Source organism: Pseudomonas sp. 3-2 (assembly GCF_019710535.1).
Lineage (GTDB): Bacteria > Pseudomonadota > Gammaproteobacteria > Pseudomonadales > Pseudomonadaceae > Aquipseudomonas > Aquipseudomonas pharyngis.
Map to the genome: position 1 here is coordinate 3,936,985 of NZ_CP081200.1, position 24,927 is coordinate 3,961,911.

Annotated in this window: 23 protein-coding genes; 9 read left to right on the forward strand and 14 right to left on the reverse strand. The window is 60.4% G+C overall.

Annotated features, from left to right (window positions below):
• The first annotated feature begins 67 nt into the window (after window positions 1-67).
• Window positions 68-919: a CAP domain-containing protein gene (locus K3819_RS17665; RefSeq protein ID WP_064597492.1), complete on the forward strand. Its 852-nt coding sequence runs from the start codon at window positions 68-70 to the stop codon at window positions 917-919.
• An 82-nt stretch (window positions 920-1,001) separates the two neighbouring features.
• Here K3819_RS17665 and K3819_RS17670 read toward each other — a convergent pair whose 3' ends face one another.
• The 4 genes from K3819_RS17670 to K3819_RS17685 all read right to left on the reverse strand — a co-directional run bounded on the left by K3819_RS17670 (window position 1,002) and on the right by K3819_RS17685 (window position 6,027).
• A complete protein-coding gene (locus K3819_RS17670) occupies window positions 1,002-1,157 on the reverse strand; it encodes a DUF2474 domain-containing protein (RefSeq protein WP_192561461.1) in 156 nt (51 codons plus the stop codon).
• A complete protein-coding gene (cydB, locus tag K3819_RS17675; protein ID WP_221397602.1) occupies window positions 1,144-2,160 on the reverse strand; it encodes a cytochrome d ubiquinol oxidase subunit II in 1,017 nt (338 codons plus the stop codon). The genes K3819_RS17670 and cydB overlap by 14 nt, the downstream gene beginning before the upstream one ends.
• Before the next feature lie 17 nt (window positions 2,161-2,177).
• On the reverse strand, window positions 2,178-3,593 hold the full coding sequence (locus tag K3819_RS17680; RefSeq protein ID WP_221397603.1) for a cytochrome ubiquinol oxidase subunit I: 1,416 nt from the start codon (window positions 3,591-3,593) through the stop codon (window positions 2,178-2,180).
• A 109-nt stretch (window positions 3,594-3,702) separates the two neighbouring features.
• Entirely contained in the window at window positions 3,703-6,027 is a 2,325-nt protein-coding gene (locus K3819_RS17685) for an FdhF/YdeP family oxidoreductase (RefSeq protein WP_221397604.1), read from the reverse strand.
• Between the two features lie 356 nt (window positions 6,028-6,383).
• Between K3819_RS17685 and moaA the strand changes: the two genes are divergently transcribed.
• Window positions 6,384-7,382 (forward strand): GTP 3',8-cyclase MoaA, encoded by a 999-nt coding sequence (gene moaA / locus K3819_RS17690; protein WP_221397605.1) that lies wholly within the window; start codon window positions 6,384-6,386, stop codon window positions 7,380-7,382.
• Between the two features lie 29 nt (window positions 7,383-7,411).
• On the forward strand, window positions 7,412-8,311 hold the full coding sequence (locus tag K3819_RS17695) for a bestrophin family protein (RefSeq protein WP_221397606.1): 900 nt from the start codon (window positions 7,412-7,414) through the stop codon (window positions 8,309-8,311).
• A gap of 34 nt (window positions 8,312-8,345) precedes the next feature.
• Here K3819_RS17695 and K3819_RS17700 read toward each other — a convergent pair whose 3' ends face one another.
• The 3 genes from K3819_RS17700 to K3819_RS17710 all read right to left on the reverse strand — a co-directional run bounded on the left by K3819_RS17700 (window position 8,346) and on the right by K3819_RS17710 (window position 11,089).
• Window positions 8,346-9,632 carry an ATP-binding protein gene (locus tag K3819_RS17700; protein ID WP_221397607.1) on the reverse strand — a complete coding sequence of 429 codons (1,287 nt, stop codon included), beginning with the start codon at window positions 9,630-9,632 and terminating at the stop codon, window positions 8,346-8,348.
• Entirely contained in the window at window positions 9,633-10,340 is a 708-nt protein-coding gene (locus K3819_RS17705; protein ID WP_011334763.1) for a response regulator, read from the reverse strand.
• Between the two features lie 140 nt (window positions 10,341-10,480).
• Window positions 10,481-11,089 (reverse strand): tRNA-(ms[2]io[6]A)-hydroxylase, encoded by a 609-nt coding sequence (locus K3819_RS17710; RefSeq protein WP_221397608.1) that lies wholly within the window; start codon window positions 11,087-11,089, stop codon window positions 10,481-10,483.
• A 159-nt stretch (window positions 11,090-11,248) separates the two neighbouring features.
• Between K3819_RS17710 and K3819_RS17715 the strand changes: the two genes are divergently transcribed.
• Window positions 11,249-12,112 carry a universal stress protein gene (locus K3819_RS17715; protein ID WP_221397609.1) on the forward strand — a complete coding sequence of 288 codons (864 nt, stop codon included), beginning with the start codon at window positions 11,249-11,251 and terminating at the stop codon, window positions 12,110-12,112.
• 124 nt (window positions 12,113-12,236) lie between these two features.
• On the opposite strand, the gene K3819_RS17720 is transcribed toward K3819_RS17715, so the two are convergent.
• The gene (locus K3819_RS17720) at window positions 12,237-12,707 is read right to left on the reverse strand and encodes a DUF1289 domain-containing protein (RefSeq protein WP_085610662.1); all 471 of its coding nucleotides are present in this window, start codon (window positions 12,705-12,707) and stop codon (window positions 12,237-12,239) included.
• A 469-nt stretch (window positions 12,708-13,176) separates the two neighbouring features.
• Here K3819_RS17720 and acnB point away from each other — a divergent pair, with 469 nt between their 5' ends.
• Window positions 13,177-15,786 carry a bifunctional aconitate hydratase 2/2-methylisocitrate dehydratase gene (gene acnB, locus K3819_RS17725; RefSeq protein ID WP_041475328.1) on the forward strand — a complete coding sequence of 870 codons (2,610 nt, stop codon included), beginning with the start codon at window positions 13,177-13,179 and terminating at the stop codon, window positions 15,784-15,786.
• 168 nt (window positions 15,787-15,954) lie between these two features.
• Here the strand turns inward: acnB and K3819_RS17730 are convergent, their stop codons facing one another.
• The 3 genes from K3819_RS17730 to K3819_RS17740 form a co-directional block, all read right to left on the reverse strand.
• Window positions 15,955-17,235, reverse strand: coding sequence for an HAAAP family serine/threonine permease (locus tag K3819_RS17730; protein WP_085610663.1), 1,281 nt, complete (start codon window positions 17,233-17,235; stop codon window positions 15,955-15,957).
• Between the two features lie 255 nt (window positions 17,236-17,490).
• Window positions 17,491-17,661, reverse strand: a complete 171-nt coding sequence (locus K3819_RS17735; protein ID WP_167443778.1) for a hypothetical protein — start codon at window positions 17,659-17,661, stop codon at window positions 17,491-17,493.
• 48 nt (window positions 17,662-17,709) lie between these two features.
• Window positions 17,710-17,904: a hypothetical protein gene (locus K3819_RS17740; RefSeq protein WP_064597508.1), complete on the reverse strand. Its 195-nt coding sequence runs from the start codon at window positions 17,902-17,904 to the stop codon at window positions 17,710-17,712.
• Window positions 17,905-18,178: 274 nt separating this feature from the next.
• Between K3819_RS17740 and K3819_RS17745 the strand changes: the two genes are divergently transcribed.
• From K3819_RS17745 to K3819_RS17760, 4 genes are all read left to right on the forward strand, one after another.
• Entirely contained in the window at window positions 18,179-18,562 is a 384-nt protein-coding gene (locus K3819_RS17745) for a tautomerase family protein (RefSeq protein WP_064597510.1), read from the forward strand.
• A 172-nt stretch (window positions 18,563-18,734) separates the two neighbouring features.
• Window positions 18,735-19,703 carry a 2-hydroxyacid dehydrogenase gene (locus tag K3819_RS17750; RefSeq protein WP_221397610.1) on the forward strand — a complete coding sequence of 323 codons (969 nt, stop codon included), beginning with the start codon at window positions 18,735-18,737 and terminating at the stop codon, window positions 19,701-19,703.
• Between the two features lie 216 nt (window positions 19,704-19,919).
• Window positions 19,920-20,987, forward strand: a complete 1,068-nt coding sequence (locus K3819_RS17755; protein WP_085610665.1) for a phosphotransferase family protein — start codon at window positions 19,920-19,922, stop codon at window positions 20,985-20,987.
• A gap of 38 nt (window positions 20,988-21,025) precedes the next feature.
• The gene (locus tag K3819_RS17760) at window positions 21,026-21,793 is read left to right on the forward strand and encodes an SDR family oxidoreductase (protein ID WP_064597516.1); all 768 of its coding nucleotides are present in this window, start codon (window positions 21,026-21,028) and stop codon (window positions 21,791-21,793) included.
• 46 nt (window positions 21,794-21,839) lie between these two features.
• Here the strand turns inward: K3819_RS17760 and K3819_RS17765 are convergent, their stop codons facing one another.
• From K3819_RS17765 to K3819_RS17775, 3 genes are all read right to left on the reverse strand, one after another.
• Window positions 21,840-22,493, reverse strand: a complete 654-nt coding sequence (locus K3819_RS17765; RefSeq protein ID WP_236189071.1) for a trimeric intracellular cation channel family protein — start codon at window positions 22,491-22,493, stop codon at window positions 21,840-21,842.
• Window positions 22,478-22,699, reverse strand: a complete 222-nt coding sequence (locus tag K3819_RS17770; protein WP_221397611.1) for a hypothetical protein — start codon at window positions 22,697-22,699, stop codon at window positions 22,478-22,480. The genes K3819_RS17765 and K3819_RS17770 overlap by 16 nt, the downstream gene beginning before the upstream one ends.
• 585 nt (window positions 22,700-23,284) lie before the next feature.
• Window positions 23,285-24,822, reverse strand: a protein-coding gene (locus tag K3819_RS17775; RefSeq protein WP_139834536.1) for an IS3 family transposase whose coding sequence is annotated in 2 segments (ribosomal slippage) — window positions 23,285-24,372 and window positions 24,372-24,822 — 1,539 coding nt in all. Because the reading frame shifts where the segments join, the coding sequence is not laid out codon by codon here.
• Window positions 24,823-24,927 lie beyond the last annotated feature (105 nt).

Here is a 24,927-nt window from a genome sequence, read left to right on the forward strand (position 1 = left end):
AAAAGACATTGCACCAACCGGGGCCCTTTCGCGCATGATGTGCGCACTCAGCCCAAGGGAGATTTCCATGCGCTTCATGCCATCCGTTCTGCGACTCGCCGCGTTGTCCGTGGGCCTGGCGCTGGCCACTTCGGCCATGGCCACCGACGAGTCGCAATTGATCGAATCGATCAACAGCTACCGCAGCCAGCCGCAGCGTTGTGGCAGCCAGGCGTCCAGCGAATTGCCGCCGCTGTCGGCCGATCCGCGCCTGATTCTGCCGGCCACCGGCGTGGTGGATTTGCAGCAGGCGATGTCCAGCGCTCGCTACCCGATGGTCAACGTGCAGGCGATCACCCTGAACGGACCACGGGACGCGGCGTCGGCGATGAAGGCGATTCAGGAGAGCTTCTGTCAGGTGGTGCTGGATCCGCAGTTCGTCGATATCGGTGTCAGTCGCGCCGACCGTGACTGGCGCATCACTCTGGCCCGACCGCTGCTGTCGGCCCGCCTCGGCGACGGTCAGGCGGAAGGCCAGAAACTCCTCGAACAACTCAATGCCGCCCGCGCCCAACCGCGCCAGTGCGGCAGTCAGGCATTCGCGGCGACCACGCCGCTGGCATGGAACGCCGTGCTTGGCGGCGTTGCCCAGGAACACAGCCGCGAGATGGCCAACAACAATTATTTCGACCACAAGGACCGCAACGGCGGCACTCCCGGCGACCGCGCCGAACTGGCCGGCTACAGCGGCCAGCAGGTCGGCGAGAACATCGCCGCCGGGCAGGACACGGTGCAGAAGGTCGTCGCCGGCTGGCTCGCCAGCCCCGGTCATTGCGCCAACCTGATGAACCCTCAGTATCGTGAGCTCGGCGCTGCGTACGCAGTCGATCCGAAGAGCAGTGCCGGGATTTACTGGACTGCGATGTTTGGCGGGGAGTAAACCTCAAGGCATCCTCCCCATTAGGGGAGGATGCAATAGGCAGGCAATAAAAAACCGGAGCCAGGCTCCGGTTTTTTTATGCTCAGTGGGTTCTCATTCCCGCTGCATACATCGCCAGTTTCAGCAGGCTCGCTACCACCGCCAGCGAGACCACGCTGCCGGACCAGATCAGCAGCAGCCAGCCCAGACGCTTGTACCAGGGGCTGGATTTCACCTCACGCGAATCAATGGTAGCCATCGCCAATCCTCACTTTGCCGCGGAACACGTAGTAGCTCCAGAAGGTGTACATCAGGATCACCGGCAGGATGAACAGCGCGCCGATCAGGGCGAACAGCTGGCTGGTGGCCGGTGAAGCCGCCGCCCACAGGCTGACCGACGGCGGGATGATGTTCGGCCAGATGCTCATTGCCAGGCCGACGTAACCGAGGAACATCAGCGCCAGGGTGAACACGAACGGCCAGTGGGTGTGCCGCTGACGCAGCGAACGCAACAGCCCGAACAACGCCAGCACCGCCAATACCACCAGCCCGGCGAACACGGTCAGGTGCGCATGGTTGAACCAGCGACTGGCCAGTTCCGGATGCAGTTGCAACGTCCACACGCCGATCACCACCACCATCGCCAGCAGCAGCCACGCCAGTGGACGGCTGTAGTGACGCATCCGCGATTCGAGCATGCCTTCGGTCTTGACCAGCAACCAGGTGCTGCCGAGCAAGGCGTAGGCGATCACCAGACCGACGCCGCAGACCAGCGGGAACGGCGCCAGCCAGTCGAGACCGCCACCGGCGAACTCCCGATTCACCACCGGAATTCCCGACACATACGCGCCGATCACCACGCCCTGGGAGAACGTCGCCAGCAGCGAACCGCCAATGAACGCCCAGTCCCACAGATGGCGTTTTTCAGCCGGCGCCTTGAAGCGAAACTCGAACGCCACTCCACGGAAAATCAGACCCGCCAGCATGAAGATCAACGGCAGATACAGCGCCTCCAGAATCACCCCGTAAGCCAGCGGAAACGCGCCGTACAACGCCGCCCCGCCGAGCACCAGCCAGGTTTCGTTGCCGTCCCACACCGGTGCGACGGTGTTCATCATCACGTCGCGTTCCTGCTCGTCGCTGATCATCGGGAACAGGATCCCGAGGCCCAGATCGAAGCCGTCCATGATCACGTACATCATCACCCCGAAGGCAATGATCACGCCCCAGATCAACGAGAGATCGATACCTTGAATACCCATGACTCAACACTCCTTTTTCAGTGGATCCGGGTCGCGGATTCGAGGTTGTCGGTGACCGCCGAAAGTGGCCGGCGCGGGGTCTGCACCTGAGTGCCTTCGGGCGGATGTTCATGGTGCGGCTGCGGGCCCTTGCTCACCAGTTTCATCATGTAGCCGATGCCCACGGTGAACACCGAGCAGTAGATGACGACGAACAGCGCCAACGAGGTGCTCATCTGCGCCACCGAGTGATGGGACGCGGCGTCATGGGTGCGCATCAGGCCATACACCACCCACGGCTGACGCCCGACTTCGGTGGTGATCCAACCGGCCAGCAGCGCAATCAGTCCGCTCGGCCCCATCAGCAGCACCAGCCGCTGGAAGCCGCGATGCCGGTAGACCTTGCCGTTGCGCCGCAACACCAGGCCCAGCACACCGACCAGAATCATCAACATGCCCAGCCCGGCCATCACGCGGAAGCTCCAGAAGATCACGGTCGAGTTCGGCCGGTCTTCTTTCGGGAAACTCTTGAGCGCCGGGATCTGCTTGTCGAGGCTGTGGGTGAGGATCAGGCTGCCGAGGTACGGAATCTCGATCGCATACTTGGTCTTTTCCGCCTGCATGTCGGGGATGCCGAACAGCACCAACGGGGTCGGACCGTTGTCGGCGTTTTCCCAGTGGCCTTCGATGGCGGCGATTTTTGCCGGCTGATGCTCCAGGGTGTTCAAGCCATGGGCGTCACCGACCACCGCTTGAATCGGCGCCACGATCAGCGCCATCCACAGCGCCATGGAAAACATCTTGCGCACCGGTTTGCTGTCGTTGCCGCGCAGCAAATGCCAGGCCGCCGAAGCACCGACGAAGAACGCCGTGGCAACGAACGCGGCAATCGCCATGTGCGCCGGACGAAACGGAAACGACGGGTTGAACACGATCGCCAGCCAGTCGACCGGCATCACCCGGCCGTCAACGATCTCGAAGCCCTGCGGGGTCTGCATCCAGCTGTTGGAGGCGAGAATCCAGAAGGTCGAGATCAGCGTACCGATGGCGACCATCACCGTGGCGAAGAAGTGCAAGCCACGGCCCACGCGGTTCCAGCCGAACAGCATCACCCCGAGGAACCCGGCCTCGAGGAAGAACGCGGTCAGCACTTCATAGGTCAGCAACGGCCCGGTGACGCTGCCGGCGAAGTCGGAAAATCCGCTCCAGTTGGTGCCGAACTGGTACGCCATGACCAGCCCCGACACCACGCCCATGCCGAAGTTGACGGCGAAGATCTTCGACCAGAAGTGGTAAAGATCGCGGTAAGTGTCGTTACGGGTTTTCAGCCACAGGCCTTCGAGCACCGCCAGGAAACTCGCGAGACCAATGGTGATCGCCGGGAAAATGATGTGGAACGAAACCGTGAACGCGAATTGAATTCGCGCCAGGTCCAGTGCCTCCAGGTTGAACATGATGATGTCCTCATCCAGGCTGAAAAGCGGCAGCACACGGCCGGGCCACCGCCAGGCGCGAACGCCTGCAGCCAGTCAAAATGCAAAAGGGTTGGATCGCGTGGTTCGGTCAGGCCACCGACGACGGGATCAGGTTGCTCGCCTCGGCCGCTTCGAGGCGGATCGCCACGAATTTGGAGGTCGGCGTGTAGGTGCGGTCGCCGTAGCTTTCCAGCGGCACCAACGGGTTGGTTTCCGGGTAGTACGCGGCAGCCTGCCCGGCGGGAATGTCGTAGGCGATCAGGGTGAAACCGCTGACCCGACGCTCGCGCTCGTCGCCCCACAGCGCCACCAGATCAACCTTTTGCCCCGGTTCGAAACCGAGTCGGCGGATGTCCTGTTCGTTGGCGAATACCACGTCGCGCATACCGTAGACCCCGCGATAACGGTCGTCGAGGCCGTATAGCGTGGTGTTGTACTGATCGTGGGACCGCATGGTTTGCAGGATCAGATGCGGTTTGACCGGCAGGTTGCGCACGCCTTCGCTGATCAGATGCTCCGGCAGCACACACGGGGTGAACTGGGCCTTGCCGGATTCGGTGTTCCAGACCCGGTCGGAGGCGTTGTTGCCGAGGTGGAAACCACCGGGGATCAGCAGCTTCTCGTTGAAATTCTCGAAGCCCGGAATCACGTCGGCGATCAGGTTGCGGATGCGTCCGTAGTCGCCGACCGCCCATTCCCAGTCGATCGGGTGTTTGCCCAATGTGGCGGCAGCGATTCCGGCAATGATCGCCGGCTCGGATTTCAGATGCGCCGACTTCGGCTTCAGTTGACCGAACGACAAGTGCACCATGCTGAAGGTGTCTTCCACTGTCACGCCTTGCGGGCCTTCGGCCTGAACATCGATGTCGGTACGGCCGAGGCACGGCAGGATCAGTGCGTCACGCCCGGTCACCAGATGGCTACGGTTGAGCTTGGTCGAGATGTGCACGGTGAGGTCCAGTTTGCGCATCGCGGCGTGGGTACGCGGCGTGTCCGGCGTGGCTTGAGCGAAGTTGCCGCCCAGCCCGATAAACACCTTGGCTTCGCCGCGTTCCATGGCGCCAATCGCCATCACCGTGTTGTGGCCGTGCATGCGCGGCACCTTGAAGTTGAAGCGCTTTTCCAGGGCGTCCATCAGCTCGGTCGGGGCCAGTTCGTTGATGCCCATGGTGCGGTCGCCCTGCACGTTACTGTGCCCACGCACCGGCGACAGCCCGGCGCCCGGACGGCCGACGTTGCCGCGCAGCAGTTGCAGGTTGATGACTTCTTGCAGGGTCGGCACCGAGTGTACGTGCTGGGTCAGGCCCATGGCCCAGCACATGATCACGCTCTTGGCCCGGGCGTACATGCGCGCTGCCAGTTCGATGTCATGCAGCGGCACGCCGGACTGCTCGACGATGTGCTCCCAGCTCGTGGCATCGACTTCGGCCAGGTAGCTGTCGAGGCCCGACGTGTGCTCGGCAATGAACGCGTGATCGAACACCGGTTCGCCGCCAGTGGCCTGGGCTTCGCGCTCCCACTCCAGCAGGAACTTGGCCATGCCGCGAATCATCGCCATGTCGCCGCCCAAGGCCGGGCGGAAGTACGCGGTGTTGGTCGCTTCCCAGCCGTTGCTGAGCATCTCGATCGGGTTCTGCGGATTCTGGAAGCGCTCCAGTCCACGCTCCTTGAGCGGGTTGATGCACACCACCTGCGCGCCGCGTTTCACCGCTTCACGCAGTGGTTCGAGCATGCGCGGGTGGTTGGTGCCGGGGTTCTGGCCGATGACGAAAATCGCGTCGGCGTGGTGCAGGTCTTCATAGACCACCGTGCCTTTGCCGACGCCCAGGCTCTCGCCCATGCTCACCGCACTGGCTTCGTGGCACATGTTCGAGCAGTCGGGGAAGTTGTTGGTGCCGTAGGCACGGACGAACAACTGATAGAGAAACGCCGCTTCGTTGCTGGCGCGACCCGAGGTGTAGAACTCGGCCTCGTGGGGCGATTTCAGACCTTTGAGGTGTTTGGCGATCAGCGCGAAGGCGTCATCCCAGGTGGTTTCGACATAGCGGTCGACCCGGGCGTCGTAGCGCATCGGATGGGTGATCCGGCCCTGGTATTCGAGCCAGTAATCGCTTTGCTCGGCCAGGGTCGAGACCGTGTACTTGTTGAAGAACGCCGGATCGACCAGGCGGCCGGTGGCTTCCCAGTTCACCGCTTTGGCGCCGTTTTCGCAGAACTTCAGCATGCTCGCGCCGGGCGCTTCACCCCAGGCGCAACCGGGGCAGTCGAAGCCGCCGTTCTGGTTGGTCTTGAGCATGGCGCGGATGTTTTTCAGGGCGTTTTCACTGCCCAGCCAGTTCTTGGTGAGGCTGATGACAGCGCCCCAACCCGCAGCGGCGCCCTTGTAGGGTTTGTAACGGTCGACTTGTGACATGGGACTTCTCCATGACGATGCACACAGGCAAAAACCTGATCGGGTTTAAACAGCGACGACTGACTTTCAAGTTAAAAAGCGGTCGTTTCGTTTGACGGGGCCAAGGATAGGAACCGCTGCAAAACCTTGTCTAATCGCTATTAATGACTGCGTTATCGAAAGCATCTATCACGGCGTTAAACCCTTTGAATACGGGAACTTGCAAAACTAAGCAGCGCAAAATTCCAAATAATTATTTCATCATCGACAGCATCAATCGGCCGGTAATCAAGAGTGATTGGACGCTGTCTCAAGTTGCTCATAATCTGCGCCGACCCAATCCCTTCAATAGCGGATTTCACCCAAGCGAGGCTGTCATGTCAGAGCGCGTCTTGATCGATGGTTACAACCGCCGCGTCGACTACCTGCGCATGTCGGTCACCGACCGCTGCGACTTCCGCTGCGTGTATTGCATGGCCGAAGACATGCAGTTTTTGCCGCGCCAACGGGTGCTGACGCTGGAGGAGATCTATCAACTGGCGCAGAGCTTCGTTGCGCTGGGCACCCGCAAGATCCGCCTGACCGGTGGTGAGCCGCTGATACGCCCCGGCGTCGTCGGCTTGTGCAAGCAGATCGCCGCCCTGCCCGGCCTGCGCGAACTGTGCCTGACCACCAACGGCTCGCAACTCGTCAAACTCGCCAGCCCGCTGTTCGATGCCGGGGTCAAACGCCTCAACGTCAGCCTCGACAGCCTCGATGCCGAGCGCTTCAAGCAGATGACCCGCACCGGCGACCTGGGCCAGGTGATCGACGGCATCGACGCCGCACGCGCCGCCGGATTTACCCGCACTAAACTCAACTGCGTGGTGATGCAGGGCCGCAACGATCACGAGATCAATGATCTGGTGCAGTTCGCCATCGAGCGGGATCTGGATATTTCCTTCATCGAGGAAATGCCGCTGGGGATCATCAGCGAACACAGCCGCGCCGAGTCGTTCTTTTCCAGCACTGAGGTGCGCGAAAAGATCGCCGAGCGCTACACCCTGATCGACTCCGCCGAATCGACCCAGGGCCCGTCGCGCTACTGGCGGCTGGCCGAAGCGCCGCACATTCGACTGGGGTTCATCTCGCCCCACAGCCACAACTTCTGCGGCACCTGCAACCGGGTGCGGCTGACGGTCGAGGGGCGTTTGCTACTGTGTCTGGGGAATGAGCATTCGGTGGATCTGAAAGCGGTGCTGCGGGCTCATCCGGGTCAACCGGAACGACTCGAGAAAGCCATCATTGAAGCAATGAAACTCAAGCCTTACCGGCACAATTTTGAAGTGAACGACGACGTGCAAGTGGTGCGTTTCATGAACATGACCGGCGGCTGATCCGCCACGTTTGCAAGGCAGAGAGCCGCATGATCATCCGACCCAAGGTCAATCAATTCGCCATTCTCTTCACCCTCAAAGGCTCGATTGCCAAGCGCATCGCCCTGCGCGCCCTGATGGTGACGCTGCTGGCGTCGGCCATCGTGCTGGTGGAAATGCTCCACCCGAGCAACTTCACCAAGGTCAACGCCACGCCGTTCACCCTGCTCGGCCTGTCGCTGTCGATCTTCATGAATTTTCGCAACAACGCCTGTTACGACCGCTGGTACGAAGCGCGCAAGGCCTGGGGCGAAGTGATCGTGCATGTGCGCTCGATGATTCGCGAGACCCATGTGATTCGCGAATCTGCGCAGCGCCGTCTGTTGCTGCTCAACCTCGCAGGTTTTGCCCATGCGCTGAATGCGCGGTTGCGCCGGGAAGACGAAGCCGCCGCCAGCGCCGAATGGATCACCCCGCAGCACGACGCGCAGGTGCCGGATTACAGCGGGCGCATCCTGCAAACCGTCGGTCAACAATGTTCCGATCTGCATGAGGCCGGTGATCTCAGCGAGTGGCGCTACATGCTGCTGGCCAATCACCTGACCAGCCTGACCCAGGCGCAGGCGGTGTGCGAGCGGATCAAGAACACGCCGCTGCCCTTCCCTTACACCCTGCTGCTGCACCGCACGATTTACCTGTTCTGCATCCTGCTGCCGTTCGCCATGGCCGAACCGCTGGGCTGGCTGACGCCACTGTTCACGGCAATTGTCAGCTACACCTTCTTCGGGCTGGATGCGATTGCCGATGAACTGGAAGACCCGTTCGGCCGGGATGAAAACGATTTGCCGACCGATGCGCTGGTGCGCAGCATCGAGCGGGATATTCTGGCAGAGCTGGGGACTGAGCCGTTGCCGCCAGCGCTGAAACCGGTGGACTACGTCCTCAGTTAATCGACTGCCTCCCCCTTCCGGGGAGGGAAACTCATCAATCCAGATGCGCCCAGGTCATGCGGAACGACGCCCCGCCCCACGGTGAATCGCCGACGTCGACCTGCCCGCCATGGGATTGCGACACCCGCCGCACCAGCGCCAGACCGAGGCCAAAGCCGCCCGTGCGGCGGTCACGGCTGGCATCCAGGCGCGAGAACGGTTCGAAGATTTTCTCCCGTCCTTCCAGCGGCACGCCCGGGCCGTCGTCGTTGACCTGCACTTCGTATTGATCGCCGATGCGCACCAGCGACACCTCGACCCGCTGCTCGGCATAGCGAATGGCATTGCGCAGCAGATTGATCACTGCCCGCGCCATGAAGCGCGGCTCGATCCGCACTTCATCGACCCGGCAATCTACGATCAACAGCTGCACCCCGGCGGCCTCGGCTTCCAGCGCCACGCTGCCGACCACGCTGTCCAGCCAGTTGGCCGCCTGGATGTTTTCGCGGGTAATCACCGTCGCGCCACGTTCGAGACTGGCGTAGGTCAGCAGTTCGGAGACCATTTCTTCCAGCTCGCCGAGGTCGGCATACATGTCGGCGATCAGTTCGCGGTTCTGGCTGGCGTCCGGTTGCTGCTTGAGTTGATCGAGCTCGAACGACAACCGGGCAATCGGCGTGCGCAGTTCGTGGGAGACGGCGTTGGTCAGTTCGCGCTGATTGGCGATCAGCCCTTCGATGCGCGCTGCCATCAGGTTGAAGTGGCCGGCCAGGTCGCGGATGTTCGAGCGTTTGGACAGCTGGATCCGCACCGAGAGGTCGTTGTCGCCGAAGCGCTCGGCGGCCAGCCGCAGTTTTTCCAGATCGCGCCAGTGCGGACGAACCCAGAAGTACAGGACGATGCCCAGCAGCACAGCCAGCATCAGGTAGGCCCCGGTAATGTAGAACGGCATCAGGCTCGGCTCGGGCGGCAGCTTGATACTGAGCAACTGCGAACCACCGTCGATGTTGCTGATGAACTGGGTGTAATCGTCACGAATAACCAACACATCCTGGGCCAGTTCGGCTTTTTCCTGATCATTGAGGTTCAATTGGTCAGCCTCGACCAGGCTCAACGTCAGCCCGTAGTGCGGCCGCAACGCCTCCAGTTGCGCCTCGCGCGCCGCGCCCTGCTGGTCGCGCATGTGTTCGACCAGCGACCAGGCCTGACCGCGCACCGCTTCACGGTTGTAGGCCTGCATCTGGTTGTCGAGCAACGCGTTGAAGGTGTGTTCGACGGTTTGCAGCGCCGCCACCAGCCCGACCGTCATCACCAGAAACAGCCCGAGAAATAACCGCAGCATCTACAACTCCCACGCGAACGGATTGAACAGGTAACCCTTGCCCCACACGGTCTTGATGCACACCGGTTCGCGAGGGTTGTCCTTGAGTTTGTTACGCAACTTGCTGATGTAAACGTCGACGCTGCGGTTGAGGCCATCGAACGCGATGCCGCGCATGCGGTTGAGAATGTCATCGCGCGACAGGATCTTGCCGGCGGCGCTGGCCAGCAGCCAAAGCAGTTCGAATTCCATGGTGGTCAGCTCGATCAGTTCGCCCGCCAGACGCACTTCGCGGCAACTGCGGTCGATGATCAGGTTGCCGAATTCCAGTGAACTGACCACGCCGCTGTCCGGCACCTGCCGGCGTTGCAGGGCCCGCAGGCGCGCGAGCAGGACCGGCGGCTTGATCGGTTTGATCACGTAGTCATCGGCGCCGGACTCCAGGCCCAGAATGTGGTCGAGGTCATCTTCCTTGGCCGTCAGGATGACAATCGGTGTGTCCGACACGCTGCGGATTTCCCGGCATACGTGCAGGCCGCTCTGCCCTGGCAGCATCAGGTCGAGCACCACCACTTTGGGCTTGAATTCGAGAAACGCGGCCACGGCCAGATCGCCGCGATGCACCGTGCGTACCTCGTAGCCGTGTTGTTCGAGAAAGTGGGCGATCAGCGCGGCCAGCCGCTCATCGTCTTCCACCAGCAGGACTCTGCCAAAACCCAGGTTATCCATAACAACCGCCGCCAACCGCTTTGTGAAGTGGGCGCCATTATGGCGGCATTCGCGGGCGAGTCGTTTATCGCAGGCAGCAAAAACCGGCCTCCGGGGCCGGTTTTCGTTGATGTTTCATACTCTTAAGAGTTTTTAACAATTCATACCGCGACGGGTACGCCGCTGTGGAAGCGGAATTCCTCGTCCGGCGATTCGATCAGGTCCTGCTCGGCGGCGCGGACTTTCTCGATCACCTGGGCGATGTCCTTGGCGTCACCGTACTGGTAGGCCAGTTTCAGGTAACCCTGGAAATGCCGGGCCTCGCTTTTCAGCAGGCCGAAGTAGAACTTGCCGAGTTCTTCGTCCAGATGCGGCACCAGCGCTTCGAACCGCTCGCAACTGCGCGCTTCGATGAAGGCGCCGACCACCAGGGTGTCGACCAGTTTCACCGGTTCATGGCTGCGCACCACTTTGCGCAGGCTCGAGGCATAACGGCCGGCATGCAGCTGGCGCAGTTCGATCTTGCGTCGCTTCATGATGCGCATCACCTGCTCGTGGTGCACCAGCTCTTCCCGGGCCAGACGCGACATCATGTTGATCAGATCGACATGGGAATGGTACTTGGCGATCAGGCTCAACGCGGTGCTGGCGGCCTTGAACTCGCAGTTCTTGTGGTCGATCAGCAGGGTTTCCTGATCGGCCAGCGCGGCTTCAACCCAGGCGTCAGGCGTGCGGCAACCAAGGAATTCGTGGATTTCGGGAAGGATCATGGGGCTCACGGTCAAAAGGTGTTCGAGCGAAGGGCGCCGATTATACCGGCCTGCCCGCAGACCACCAGCCGCGCGCGTTGATATGCATCAAGTCGCAGACGGATGCGCAGCAACTATAGTTGTGCAACGCCGTGCCTTTTCATTGCTGGAGATTCACTCATGCAAGCCATTCGCAGCATTCTGGTGGTCATCGAACCCGAACACGCGGAAAGCCTGGCGCTCAAGCGCGCCAAGCTGATCGCCGGGGTGACCCAAGCCCATCTGCACCTGCTGGTCTGCGACAAGAAGCACGATCACGCCGGCATGCTCAGCGTGCTCAAGGCCGCGCTGCTGGCGGACGGCTACAGCGTCACCACCGAACAGGCGTGGAACGAGAGCCTGCACGAAACCATCATCGACGTGCAGCAGGCCGAAGGTTGCGGGCTGGTGATCAAACAGCACTTCCCCGACAGCTCGCTGAAAAAGGCCCTGCTGACCCCGGCGGACTGGAAACTGCTGCGCCACTGCCCTACTCCCGTGCTGCTGGTGAAGACCGCCGGTTCGTGGAAGGACAAGGTGATTCTTGCGGCTGTCGACGTGGGCAATGCCGACGGCGAACACCGTCATCTGCACACCACGATCATCGACCATGGGTTCGACATCGCCAGCCTGGCCAAGGGGCATCTGCACGTGATTACCGCCCATCCGTCGCCGATGCTGTCGGCGGCCGACCCGACGTTCCAGCTCAAGGAAACCATCGAGGCGCGCTATCGCGAGCAATGCCGGGCGTTTCAGGCTGAATTCGACATTGATGACGCTCATCTGCATGTCGAGGAAGGCCCGGCAGACGTGCTGATTCCGTTCATGGCGCACAAGCTGCAGGCGGCGGTGACGGTGATTGGCACCGTGGCGCGCAGCGGCGTATCCGGTGCGTTGATCGGCAACACGGCTGAACAGGTGCTGGATCAGCTGGAAAGCGACGTGCTGGTGCTAAAGCCTCAGGAGGTTGAAGACCATTTGGTCGAATTAACGGTGAAGCATTAAGTATTGGGACGCCTGCAAGGCCGTCATCGCTGGCAAGCCAGCTCCCACAGGAACTTCGGTGTGCACTCCATGGAGAGCTTTACACCATCATTGTGGGAGCTGACTTGCCAGCGATAGCAATAGGTCAGTCGCCGAGGGCGTCCTTGAGGAAACCGGGCGCGATGTAGCGCTGATAGTGCGCTTCCGACAGCAGGAAAAATTCCCGATCAATGGCATCGCGCAGTTCCGGCAGGTTCCAGTCACGAAACTCCGGCAGCAGCACCATGCCGTAGGCTTCCAGATTAATAATCACCCGCGCGCCCCGGGCGATCAGCTGATACGCCCAGCAATATTCCGACTGATGCGGCACGAAGCGGATCTTGCGCTGCTCCAGCTGATGGCGCAGACGCGCCGGATCGAAGACCTCGACCTTGCTCGCCATCACTTGTGACAGCAATTGCTCAAGACGCAGCCAGACCGCGCGCTTTTCCTCCTCGTTGTAACCGTTCCAATGGATCACTTCGTGGTGGAAACGCTTGCAGCCACGGCACACCAGATCACCGTAAACGGTGGAGCAGAGGCCGACGCAAGGGGTCTTGATGGTCTGATTGGGCATAGAGTGGGCAAAACACTTGAAACGCGGAACAGGTCGGCATGTTAGCCCTTTGTCCGCCATTCATCACCCCTCAAACGTCAGGGACAAGCGCCGGATCAGGGTTTGCCCCAGCCGCGCACAACGCAACCAAAGTCCAATAGAGCGCGACTTACCTTTAAATTTTTTTTGCCGTAGAATCAGCCAGCCTTTTTAGGCGCCAATGTCCGTTAGAAGCTGTTTTCAAAGCGTCACGAGCACAGTCGTTCCTTCAGAGCGGTGTTGGCGTAAGGTTTTTCCAGCGGGGAAAAGCCATACGCCAACCCTCATCAGCTCCCCGTTCTGCAGGCGTAAAACTTTGAAAGCAGCTTCTGTAAGGAATTGCCGGTAATTCTGGCCGAACGACCCACAACGTCGTGAGGAGCATGAGTACGGCAATTTCGGGATGAGCGTCCCGGACACCCATTTGGGACCACTGATGAGGGTAATAACTGTGCTTGAAGCCTACCGCAAACATATCGAAGAGCGTGCAGCCCTGGGTATCGTTCCCCAGCCGCTTAACGCCGAACAAACTGCAGGCCTGGTCGAGCTGCTGAAGAATCCTCCGGCTGGCGAAGAAGCTTTCCTCGTTGACCTGATCACCAATCGCGTACCACCAGGAGTGGACGAAGCCGCCTACGTCAAGGCCGGTTTCCTCTCCGCACTGGCCAAGGGCGAAGTCTCCTCCCCTCTGCTGGACAAGAAGCGCGCTGTAGAACTGCTCGGCACCATGCAGGGCGGCTACAACATCGTGACCCTGGTTGAACTGCTGGACGACGCCGAGCTGGCGCCAGTGGCCGCCGAGGAACTCAAGCACACCCTGCTGATGTTCGATGCTTTCCACGACGTGGCTGAAAAGGCCAAGAACGGCAACGTTCACGCCAAGGCCGTGCTGCAATCCTGGGCTGACGGCGAGTGGTTCAAGAAGCGCCCGGTGCTGGCCGACAAGATCAGCTTGCGCGTCTTCAAGGTCACCGGCGAAACCAACACCGACGACCTGTCCCCTGCCCCAGACGCCTGGTCGCGTCCAGACATCCCGCTGCACGCCCTGGCCATGCTGAAAATGGCCCGTGACGGCATCGTTCCGGACGAGCAAGGCAAGACCGGCCCGATGAAGCAGATCGAAGAAATGCGCGGCCAGGGCTTCCCTATCGCCTACGTCGGTGACGTGGTCGGTACCGGTTCCTCGCGTAAATCGGCGACCAACTCGGTCCTGTGGTTCTTCGGCGACGACATCCCTTACGTGCCGAACAAGCGCGCTGGCGGTTTCTGCTTCGGCAGCAAAATTGCTCCGATCTTCTACAACACCATGGAAGATGCCGGCGCACTGCCAATCGAGTTCGACGTATCGAACATGAACATGGGCGACGTGATCGACCTGTACCCGCACGCAGGCAAAGTCTGCAAGCACGGTACCGACGAAGTCATCACCACCTTCGAAATGAAGACCCCGGTGCTGCTGGACGAAGTCCGCGCCGGCGGCCGTATCCCGCTGATCATCGGCCGTGGCCTGACCGAGAAGGCTCGCGCCGAACTGGGTCTGCCAGCGTTCGACCTGTTCAAGAAGCCTGAAGCACCGGCTGAAAGCACCAAGGGCTTCACCCTGGCGCAGAAAATGGTCGGCAAGGCATGCGGTCTGGCAGAAGGCAAAGGCGTTCGTCCTGGCACCTACTGCGAACCGAAGATGACCACCGTAGGTTCTCAGGACACCACCGGTCCAATGACCCGTGACGAACTGAAAGACCTGGCGTGCCTGGGCTTCTCCGCTGATCTGGTGATGCAGTCCTTCTGCCACACCGCGGCTTATCCAAAGCCGATCGACGTGACCACCCACCACACCCTGCCTGACTTCATCATGACCCGCGGCGGTGTTTCCCTGCGTCCGGGCGACGGCATCATCCACTCGTGGCTGAACCGCATGCTGCTGCCGGACACCGTGGGTACCGGTGGTGACTCGCACACCCGTTTCCCGATGGGCATCTCGTTCCCGGCCGGTTCCGGCCTGGTCGCGTTCGCCGCTGCCACCGGCGTCATGCCGCTGGACATGCCGGAATCGATCCTGGTGCGCTTCAAAGGCAAAATGAAACCTGGCATCACCCTGCGTGACCTGGTTCATGCCATTCCTTACTTCGCCATCCAGAACGGTCTGCTGACCGTTGAGAAGAAAGGCAAGAAAAACGCCTTCTCCGGCCGCATCCTGGAAATCGAAGGCCTGGAAGGTCTGACTCTGGAACAGGCGTTCGAACTGTCCGACGCCTCGGCCGAACGCTCGGCTGCCGGTTGCACCATCAAGCTGTCGAAAGAGTCGATCACCGAGTACCTGCAGTCCAACATCACCCTGCTGCGCTGGATGATCGGCGAAGGCTACGGCGATGCGCGTACCCTGGAGCGTCGTGCTCAAGCGATGGAAGCCTGGATCGCCAACCCGCAACTGATGGAAGCCGATGCCGACGCCGAATACGCCGAAGTCATCGAAATCGATCTGGCCGACATCAGCGAGCCTGTGCTGTGCGCGCCGAACGACCCGGACGACGCCCGTCTGCTGTCCAGCGTTGCTGGCGAGAAGATCGACGAAGTGTTCATCGGTTCGTGCATGACCAACATCGGTCACTTCCGCGCTGCCGGTAAACTGCTGGATCAGGTCAAGGGTCAGCTGCCAACCCGTCTGTGGCTGTCGCCGCCGACCAAGATGGACGCTCACCAACTGACCGAAGAAGGCTACTACGGCATCTACGGCAAGGCCGGCGCCCGCATGGAAATGCCAGGCTGCTCGCTGTGCATGGGTAACCAGGCACGCGTTGAGCCGAACAGCACCGTGGTGTCGACCTCGACCCGTAACTTCCCGAACCGTCTGGGCGACGGCGCGAACGTCTACCTGGCTTCGGCTGAGCTGGCGTCCGTTGCTTCGATCCTGGGTCGCCTGCCGACCGTCGAGGAGTACATGGAATACGCTGGCAAGATCGACAGCATGGCGGCCGACGTTTACCGCTACCTGTCTTTCGACCAGATTGCCGAGTTCCGTGAAGCGGCTGCGAACGCCAAGATCCCTGTCGTTCAAGCCTAACGCTGCAACGCAATGAAAAACGCCGCCCATCGCGAGATGAGCGGCGTTTTTTTATGCCTGCCGGATGGGGCCTCGCCCCGCGAAGATCGCAGGCACAAAAAAAGGCCGACCTGCGAGGCAGATCGGCCTTTCTGTTTCACAAGATCAAACGGGATCTTGTGTTGGATCTCACGCCGTCAGCGAATAGATCAACGCCGAAATGGCCACCAGACCCACTGCGGTGACAAACACGTTCGACATCTGCCCACGATAACGGGCCATCGCCGACACTTTGCGGATCGCGTACATCGGCATCAGGAACAGGATCGCCGCGATGACCGGGCCACCGATGGTTTCGATCATGCCGAGGATGCTCGGGTTCAGGGTCGCCACGATCCAGCACACCACCAGCATGAACGCCGCCACGATGCGGTCCAGCGCCTTGGCGCCCGGACGCTTGCCGCTTTTGACGATCAAGCCCTTCAGGCCTTCGCTGGCACCGATGTAGTGGCCGAGGAACGACTTGGAGATCGCCACGAACGCAATCAGTGGCGCCGCGAACGCGATGGTCGGGTTGCTGAAGTGGTTGGCCAGGTACGACAGGATCGACAGGTTCTGCGCCTTGGCTTCCGCCAGTTGCTCCGGCGACAGGGTCAGCACGCAGCTGAACACGAAGAACAGCACCATCACCACCATCAGCAGGTGCGCGCGGGACAGGATCTGCGAGCTGCGCTCATCCGCGTGAATGCCGTAACGACGCTTCTGATCCACAGCAAACGCCGAGATGATCGGCGAGTGGTTGAAAGAGAACACCATCACCGGAATCGCCAGCCACAGCGTGTGCAGCAGCGCCGACGGTGCCGGCACTTGCGAAGCGGTGGTCAGGATGCCGCCGTTCCAGTGCGGAATCAGGTACACCGCCAGGAAGAGCAGCGCGACGATGAACGGATACACCATCAGGCTCATGGCCTTGACGATCACTTGCTCGCCGCAGCGCACCACGGCCAGCAGGCCGAGGATCAGCACGAACGAAAGCAGCGCGCGCGGTGGCGGCGTGATGTGCAGTTGGTGCTCGAGAAAACTGGCGACCGTGTTGGTCAGGCCAACGCTGTAGATCAGCAGGATCGGGAAGATAGCGAAGAAGTACAGCAGGGTGATCAGCGCGCCGGCCTTGATGCCGAAATGCTGTTCCACCACGTCCGTGATGTCGGCGCCTTCGCGACCGGAAAGCACGAAGCGGGTCAGGCCGCGGTGTGCGTAGAACGTCATCGGGAAGGCCAGCAGCGCGAGGATCACCAGCGGCCAGAAGCCACCCAGACCTGCGTTGATCGGCAAAAACAGGGTACCGGCGCCGATGGCCGTCCCGAACAGTCCCAACATCCAGGTAGTGTCATGGCGATTCCAGCTCGACAGTTCGGCTGGTGCTGCCGCCTCAAAGCGTTGTTCGACGCTATTGGCCTGATCATTCATCCGGTCGGATCTCCGCATTCCGGTCACTTGCCACTCGGTCAGGACGCGTCGGAAAAAACCGACAGACATGCTCCGGCCGAAACAGGGGCGCGATTCTCCGCGATAAATGAGCAGAAGCAAAGACTTAGCTGAGGAATGGTTGTGCGGAGCAGATCGGAGGCTTGTCGCTTTTGGGAAAAAGACTGTCGGCGCCAGATACGCCATATGTCGTTTTATGGAATGTACCGGCGCCGAATGTGCCATGGGAAAACCCGATCAGATTGATCGGGCCAACATGAAGCCGAGGGACATGCAAAAGATGCCCAACCCCAGCAAACCCCAGATCGGGCGCATTTCTTTCCTGTTCTTGATCCGTATTTTTTCGGCCCACTCATCGTGTTCCCGTTCCAATTGCTCCATTCTGGCTTTGGCGTCATAGGTGCTCATGTTGATTTCCTTTTGGGTCATGTGTCTGAAGATTGCGAAAACGAACATTCAAAACTTGAAAAAGACGCCCGCTAACGCCGCGCTTGCCGTCAACACGCCGGCCACCACCGCGACTGGATAGAAATACGTCTCCCACTTCAGCTTCTTCTCTTCCGCCAGAAGCTTCTGCCGCTCAGCCACCAGTTTTCGCGTTTCGTTATGCAGCCTGTCGAGTTCCAGGTTTTCACGGTTGTTCTGAAGCATTGGCCTTCCTTGGCTGATGGCAATTTCCGTCCGGGTTGCCGCTCCGTCCTGAAGAGCGCATCCCGTCCTGCTCTCTATGGTTCCGCGCTTCTCACCCCGCCGTATAGCGGATGAATCCGGCAGCACTTGTAGGCAACATCCGTAAATCCCGCAGGATGGTGCGTCCATTTCCTAACGTTTTTAAACAACCTCACTGACCGGCATTTTTCGGCTATACCCAATGGCGAATTGACTGACATTCCCGTCCAGTCCCCCTCGCCTGTGGAGCCATCCCATGCCCCTCGTCCGCGTCGACATCAAGAAGAACCCGGACCCGACGTTCGCCAAACGCATTGGCGAAGTGATCTACGCCGCCCTGCGCAGCGAGATCAACGTGCCGGAACATGACAACTTTCAGGTCCTGGCCGAGCACGACGACCAGCACTTGATCTATGACCCGCAATACCTGGGGATCCAGCGCAGCGACGGCATCGTGTTCATCCAGCTGACCATCAGCGAAGGCCGTACCGTCGAGATGAAACAACGGCTGTTCCAGACCATCGCGCGCAACCTGAACCAGCAACTGGCCGTGCGTCAGGAGGATGTGTTTATCAATCTGGTGGAGGTGAAAAAAGAGAACTGGTCGTTCGGCAACGGCATCGCCCAGTACGTGACCTGATTCAGTGAACGTGAGCGCCGATGTCAGCTTCTGACAAAGCACCCGCGCACTCCCCGCGTCAGCTCCTACACTGCCTGATGCGAGGCCGCGCCAGCCATTGCCAAACCGCTCTGGAGTCAGCACTCTGAACCGACTTTTGCGCCCGAAGACCGACGATCACAGGAGCCAAGCAATGCCCGCCACCGTTCTGGTACTGGTTGAAACCATCAATGACTATTTGCCGATTCTCGAACATCAGGGTTTTCACCTGATTCTCGCGCCGACCCCTGCCGAACGCGCGCAAGCCATCGCCACCCACGGGGCGCGGATCGACGCGGTGCTGACCCGTGGCCCCCTGGGGTTATACGCTGAAGAGATCGCCGCATTGCCCGCGCTGAAAATCATTTGCGTGATCGGCGCCGGTTACGAGCAGGTCGACCTGCAAGCCGCCAGCGACCGTGGCCTGACTGTAACCAACGGCGCCGGTGTCAACGCTTCGTCGGTGGCCGACCACGCCATGGCCATGTTGCTGGCGCTGGTGCGTGACATACCGCGCTGCGACGCAGCCGTGCGCCGGGGTGAATGGCCGAAGATCATGCGTCCGTCACTGGCCGGCAAGCGTCTGGGGATCCTCGGGCTGGGCGCGGTGGGGATGGCGATCGCCAAACGCGCAAGCCTGGGCTTCGACATGGAGATCAGCTACCACAACCGTCAGGTGCGCAGCGACGTGCCTTACGCGTTCTGCTCGACCCCGACCGAACTGGCCCGGGCCTCGGACTTTCTGGTGGTCGCCACGCCCGGCGGCATCGGCAGCCAGCATCTGGTGACCCGCCCGGTGCTCGATGCCCTGGGGCCCAACGGTTTTATCGTCAACATTGCCCGCGCCAGCGTCATCGCCACCGCTGAACTGATCAGCGCACTGGAACAACGTCGCATCGCCGGGGCGGCGCTGGATGTGTTCGATCACGAGCCGCAAGTGCCCGATGCACTGAAAAACCTCAGCAATGTGCTTCTGACCCCGCACGTCGCCGGGTTATCACCGGAAGCCACCCAGGGCACCGTGGAACTGGTGGGCAAAAATCTGGTGGCTTTCTTCTCCGGCCAACCGGTGCTGACGCCCCTCCAGTTGCCGCCGAAACTGAACAACCAGCGCGTGCACTAAAGCGCGCCAGGCAAAGTTCAAGACGCCGGGATTCGGCGTCTGCCGAAATCATGCCAAGCGTGGCGGCGTTGGGCTGCGGGACGCCACGCCCATTCCTAAAGTTGATTACCGTCCAACACGCTAACCTATAAGACCGGACCGCGCTTGTGACGACCCGAGCGCGCCATTAGATTAGCCAATGATGTCTGGCCTCCAAAATAAGCAGAAGGGATAAGCATGGCGCTTACTGACCAGTCCACCCGTATCCGCTCTGGCGAAGAACTCGATGCCAGCCTGATCGATCCGTACCTCAAGGCTCATATTCCGGGCCTGACCGGCACACCGCAGATCAGCCAGTTTCCCGGCGGCGCGTCGAACCTGACCTACCTGCTGGAATACCCGGACCAGGAATTCGTCCTGCGCCGTCCGCCGTTCGGCCACAAGGCCAAATCCGCCCACGACATGGGCCGCGAATTCCGCATCCTTAACCAGTTGCGCGACGGTTTCCCGTATTGCCCAAAAGCCTACGTGCACTGCACCGACGATTCGGTGATCGGCGCCGAGTTCTATGTGATGGAACGGGTCAAGGGGATCATCCTGCGCTCGGACCTGCCGCCTGAACTGGGGCTGGATTCAGCGAAAACCGAAGCCCTGTGCAAGAGTTTCATCGACCGTTTCGTCGAACTGCACCGGGTCGATTACAACGCCTGCGGCCTGGGCGATCTGGGCAAACCGGAAGGCTACGTCGCCCGCCAGATCAAAGGCTGGAGCGAGCGCTACGAAAAAGCCCTGACCCCGGACGCTCCGCACTGGGAACAGGTCAAAGCCTGGCTCACCGACAAGATGCCGGCCGACCACCCGACCTCCAGCATCGTCCACAACGACTACCGCTTCGACAACGTCATCCTCGACCCGAACAACCCGATGCAGATCATCGGCGTGCTCGACTGGGAACTGACCACCCTCGGCGATCCACTGATGGACCTGGGCAACACCCTCGCCTACTGGATCCAGGCCGACGACCCGGCACCGGTGCAACTGATGCGCCGCCAGCCAAGCCACGCGCCAGGGATGCTGACCCGCCGCGAATTCGTCGACTATTACGCCGAACGCTCGGGCATCCAGATCGACAATTTCGATTTCTACTACACCTACGGCCTGTTCCGCCTGGCCGGCATCGTGCAGCAGATCTACTACCGCTTCTTCCATGGCCAGACCCAGGACAAACGCTTCGCGCAGTTCATTCACATGAACAAACTGCTGGAGCAGATGAGCCTGCAGGTCATTGCCAAATCCAGCCTCTGATGACGGCGTTATAACAAGGTTTACTACAAGGGAATCCCATGTCCAAGACTCAGTTGTTCGACCTCGACGGCAAGATCGCTTTCGTCTCCGGCGCCAGCCGCGGCATCGGTGAGGCCATCGCCAAACTGCTGGCCCAGCAAGGCGCCCATGTCATCGTTTCGAGCCGCAAACTCGAAGGCTGCCAACACGTGGCCGATGCCATCATCGCCGACGGCGGCAAGGCCACAGCAATCGCCTGCCACATCGGCGAAATGGAACAGATCAGCCAGGTCTTCGCCGGAATCAAGGAACAGTTCGGCCGGCTGGACATCCTGGTCAACAACGCCGCGACCAACCCACAGTTCTGCAACGTGCTGGACACCGACCTTGGCGCCTTCCAGAAAACTGTCGATGTGAACATCCGCGGCTACTTCTTCATGTCGGTGGAAGCCGGCAAGCTGATGCGCGAAAACGGCGGCGGCAGCATCATCAACGTGGCGTCGATCAACGGCATCTCGCCGGGGATCTTCCAGGGCATCTACTCGGTGACCAAGGCTGCGGTGATCAACATGACCAAAGTCTTCGCCAAGGAATGCGCCCAGTTCGGCATCCGCTGCAACGCCCTGCTGCCGGGCCTGACCGACACCAAATTCGCCTCGGCCCTGGTTAAGAACGATGCGATCCTGAAACAGGCCCTGACGCAGATCCCGCTCAAACGCGTCGCCGACCCGAGCGAAATGGCCGGCGCCGTGCTGTACCTGGCGAGCGACGCGTCGAGCTACACCACCGGCGTGTCGCTGAACGTGGACGGCGGATTCCTGTCCTGAGCCGCTTCTGACGCAAAAGAAGAGGGCAGCCCGAGGGCTGCCCTCTTCATGCCTCCAGAACCTTCGGCAACTGCCAGCCGAAATGCACCGACAACAACCGCAACAACAAACACGCCGCCCCCGCCAGCAACGCAGCCGCCACCGGCGGCACACCCAGCCTGCGCCCGACAATCAACACCGCCGCCCCGACAAACGCCGAGCTGGCATACAAATCCGCCTGCAACACCACCGGCACCCGCGCCAGCACAATGTCACGCAACACCCCGCCACCGACCCCGGTAATCGTGCCCATCAACATGGCCACAAACGGCGAGATCCCGAAATTCAAGGCCTTCTGCGCCCCGGCCACGGCAAACAGCGCCAATCCCGCCGCATCCAGCACGATCAGGGTCGAACCGGACCAGCCCAGCACCAGCTCATGAAAAACAAACGCCACCCCGCCCATGGCAAATGCCAGCGCCGGATAGCGCCAGTCCGCCACAGCCTTGGGCGGCGTAGCACCGATCAACAGATCACGGGTCACCCCGCCACCGAGCGCGACGATGAACGCAATCACCATCACCCCGAGCAGATCGAGTTGACTGCGCATCGCCGCAATCGCGCCTTCCACGGCAAAGACTGCGGTGCCAACCAGATCGGCCACCAGCACAATCCACTCGACCCGCGCCTTCAACGGCGCCCGGCTTATTGAGTGACGCAACGGGTCTTGGTGATGTGTCGAGTCACTTGCCCGTCGGCATAGGCATCACCGGCGACCTCGGTATTTTCCATGACCTGACAAGTGCGCTCAGGTGGCGGAGGCGGTGCTGCCGGCGGAGGGGGTGGCGGACTGGCGCAACCACTGAGCAGCACCAGACCGAAAGCCGACAACAACGAAGCACACACGCGTTTCCCAGGATTGTTCATAGGATGACCCGCGATGAATGGAAGAAAACTCCCGTCGCCGAGCAGGACAACGCCCGGTTATGGAAACCGAACCACTCATTCCTTATAGACCAGTGGGGGGTGAGTGCCAGTGAAATGGCTCGAACTGGCAGGATTTGCTGTCGATTTTCGGAATGAGTCGACTAATCCATCGCCACCGCCGACAAGCCATCACCGACAGGTGAACCTCGGATTGGGACGCAGAGCGTCCCGGCTGCATTCCCACGCGGAGCGTGGGAACGATCAAAATCGGCCCTACGCTCCTCACCACTCACCGCTCACCACGATGAGCGTTAGCTCGAGTAAGGCTTTTGACGTGCTGGCCCCGTCGGCAGGCTGAGTGGAGGGATTGATCCGGGGGTGGGAGCGCAGCGACCGTTTGGCGAAGCCAAACACATCGAGAGGAGGTGCAGCGAAGCAAACCGTAGGCGATGCCCCCGGATCAATCCCGGAGCGAAGGAACCCCGAGCCTCAGCGAGGGGCCGTACGTCAGGGTTAGAGACCTTTTGGTTACTTTTGGGGCGTTCGGTGCGTGTCAAGGCACCTGTCGCCTTGTTCCAATCGTTGTTAGCCAGTTGAGCCCTTAAAGTCAGGGCGCTCTGGGTTTAAATACACCGCATCAGCTAGTTTCCAGTTGCGTGTCCGAGTGCTCCAACGGCTCGGATTAGCTTTCCTGGCATCCTCATAAAGCGCTGCTCTTGCTTGTAATAGCATCGTCGCTTTGCCTTCGTGCCTCTCGTTTGGCGTCACGTATTTCAAAGCGCTATGGCGATGATCTTCGTTGTACCACTCGATGAATTTCTGCACCCAAAGCCTCGCATCAATGACCGTATCAAATGGTTGATCCGGCCAGAGCGGGCAGTACTTTGCAGTGCGGAAAAGTGCCTCTGCATATGCGTTATCGTTACTTACCCTTGGCCGGCTAAAAGAAGGCTCGACGCCAAGTGCAACCATGCTTTCACGCAGCAAAGAACCTCTCATCACGTGTCCGTTATCCGAGTGCAGCACCAGCGGGCGACCCGCTGTATGTTCACGTAAGCATCCCTTTCTAAGCAGCTCGCATGCGTGTTCGGCGCATTCCACTTCGTGCACTTCATTGGCGACCAGTTTGCGGCTGTAGACATCCTTGACCATGTACCAGTAGAAAAATCGACCTCTGACGGTGCTTGGCAACCAAGTGATATCCCAGCACCACACCTGGTTGGGGCCATCGGCACAATGCGTCGTCAGCACCCTACGTTTCGGGGCTTTGGTTCGGCCGCGACGCACGTTTTGATGAGCCGCTTTTAACACTCGGTAAAACGTCGATTCCGAAGCCAGATAGATGCCTTCATCGGCCAGTTTGGGGACGATCTGGTGCGGAGTAAGGCTGGCGTAGCCAGCCTGATTGGCAGCATCAAGTACCGCTTGGCATTCCGACTCACTGAGCTTGTTAGCCGGAGCTGCCCGTTTAGCCAGCAGTCGCCCATCACAGTCAGCATATCGCCAGCGCTGGACTGTACGCAGGCTCAACCCCAACTCATTGCAGGCTCGATATCGACGAGCGCCGCTCTGCACTGCGTCTGCAATCAACTTCATGGCTTGCGTACGATCAGCGGCGTTAATCAGTCTTCCTTGTCCTTGCCCCAGATCGCATTGGCTTTTTTTCTGAGCTCCAGCAAGGCCACCGCCTCCGCACGTCCGGCATCTGACTGGATCAATTGACGCTCGAGTATTTTGATACGCCGTTGCTCGGCCGTTTTAGAGGTTCGAGAGTTGAGATCAACGACCGGATTGGCGTTTTGACAGGCCAGTCTCCACTGCTGAATTTGCTCAGGGTAAATGCCCTTTATTCGGCAATACTGAGAAATTTCCACCTCGCTCAACGGCGCGGTTTCCATAACAGCATTGAATTTATCGGCGCTAGACCATTGGTCACTGGTTTTGCCGTTTCCTGGAACGATCAAGCCTTTGTCTCTGGCCATTTGTCTCCAGTTTCGCAGCGACTGTGGCGTGAGATTGAGTGCAACGGCAAGTTCTGCCACTGACCGATTAAAGGGCGGCATCATTTGCAAAACGACCCAGTCTTTGAAGTCGCTGTCGTAGCGCTTGCCTAAATTGGACATTGTTATGCACCTTCACCCTCTTGAATGAACGAGTCAATCAACAAGGGCGACAGGTAGCCTGACACAGAGGGCGTTTGCCAAAAGTGACCCGCCGTAAGGGCGGAA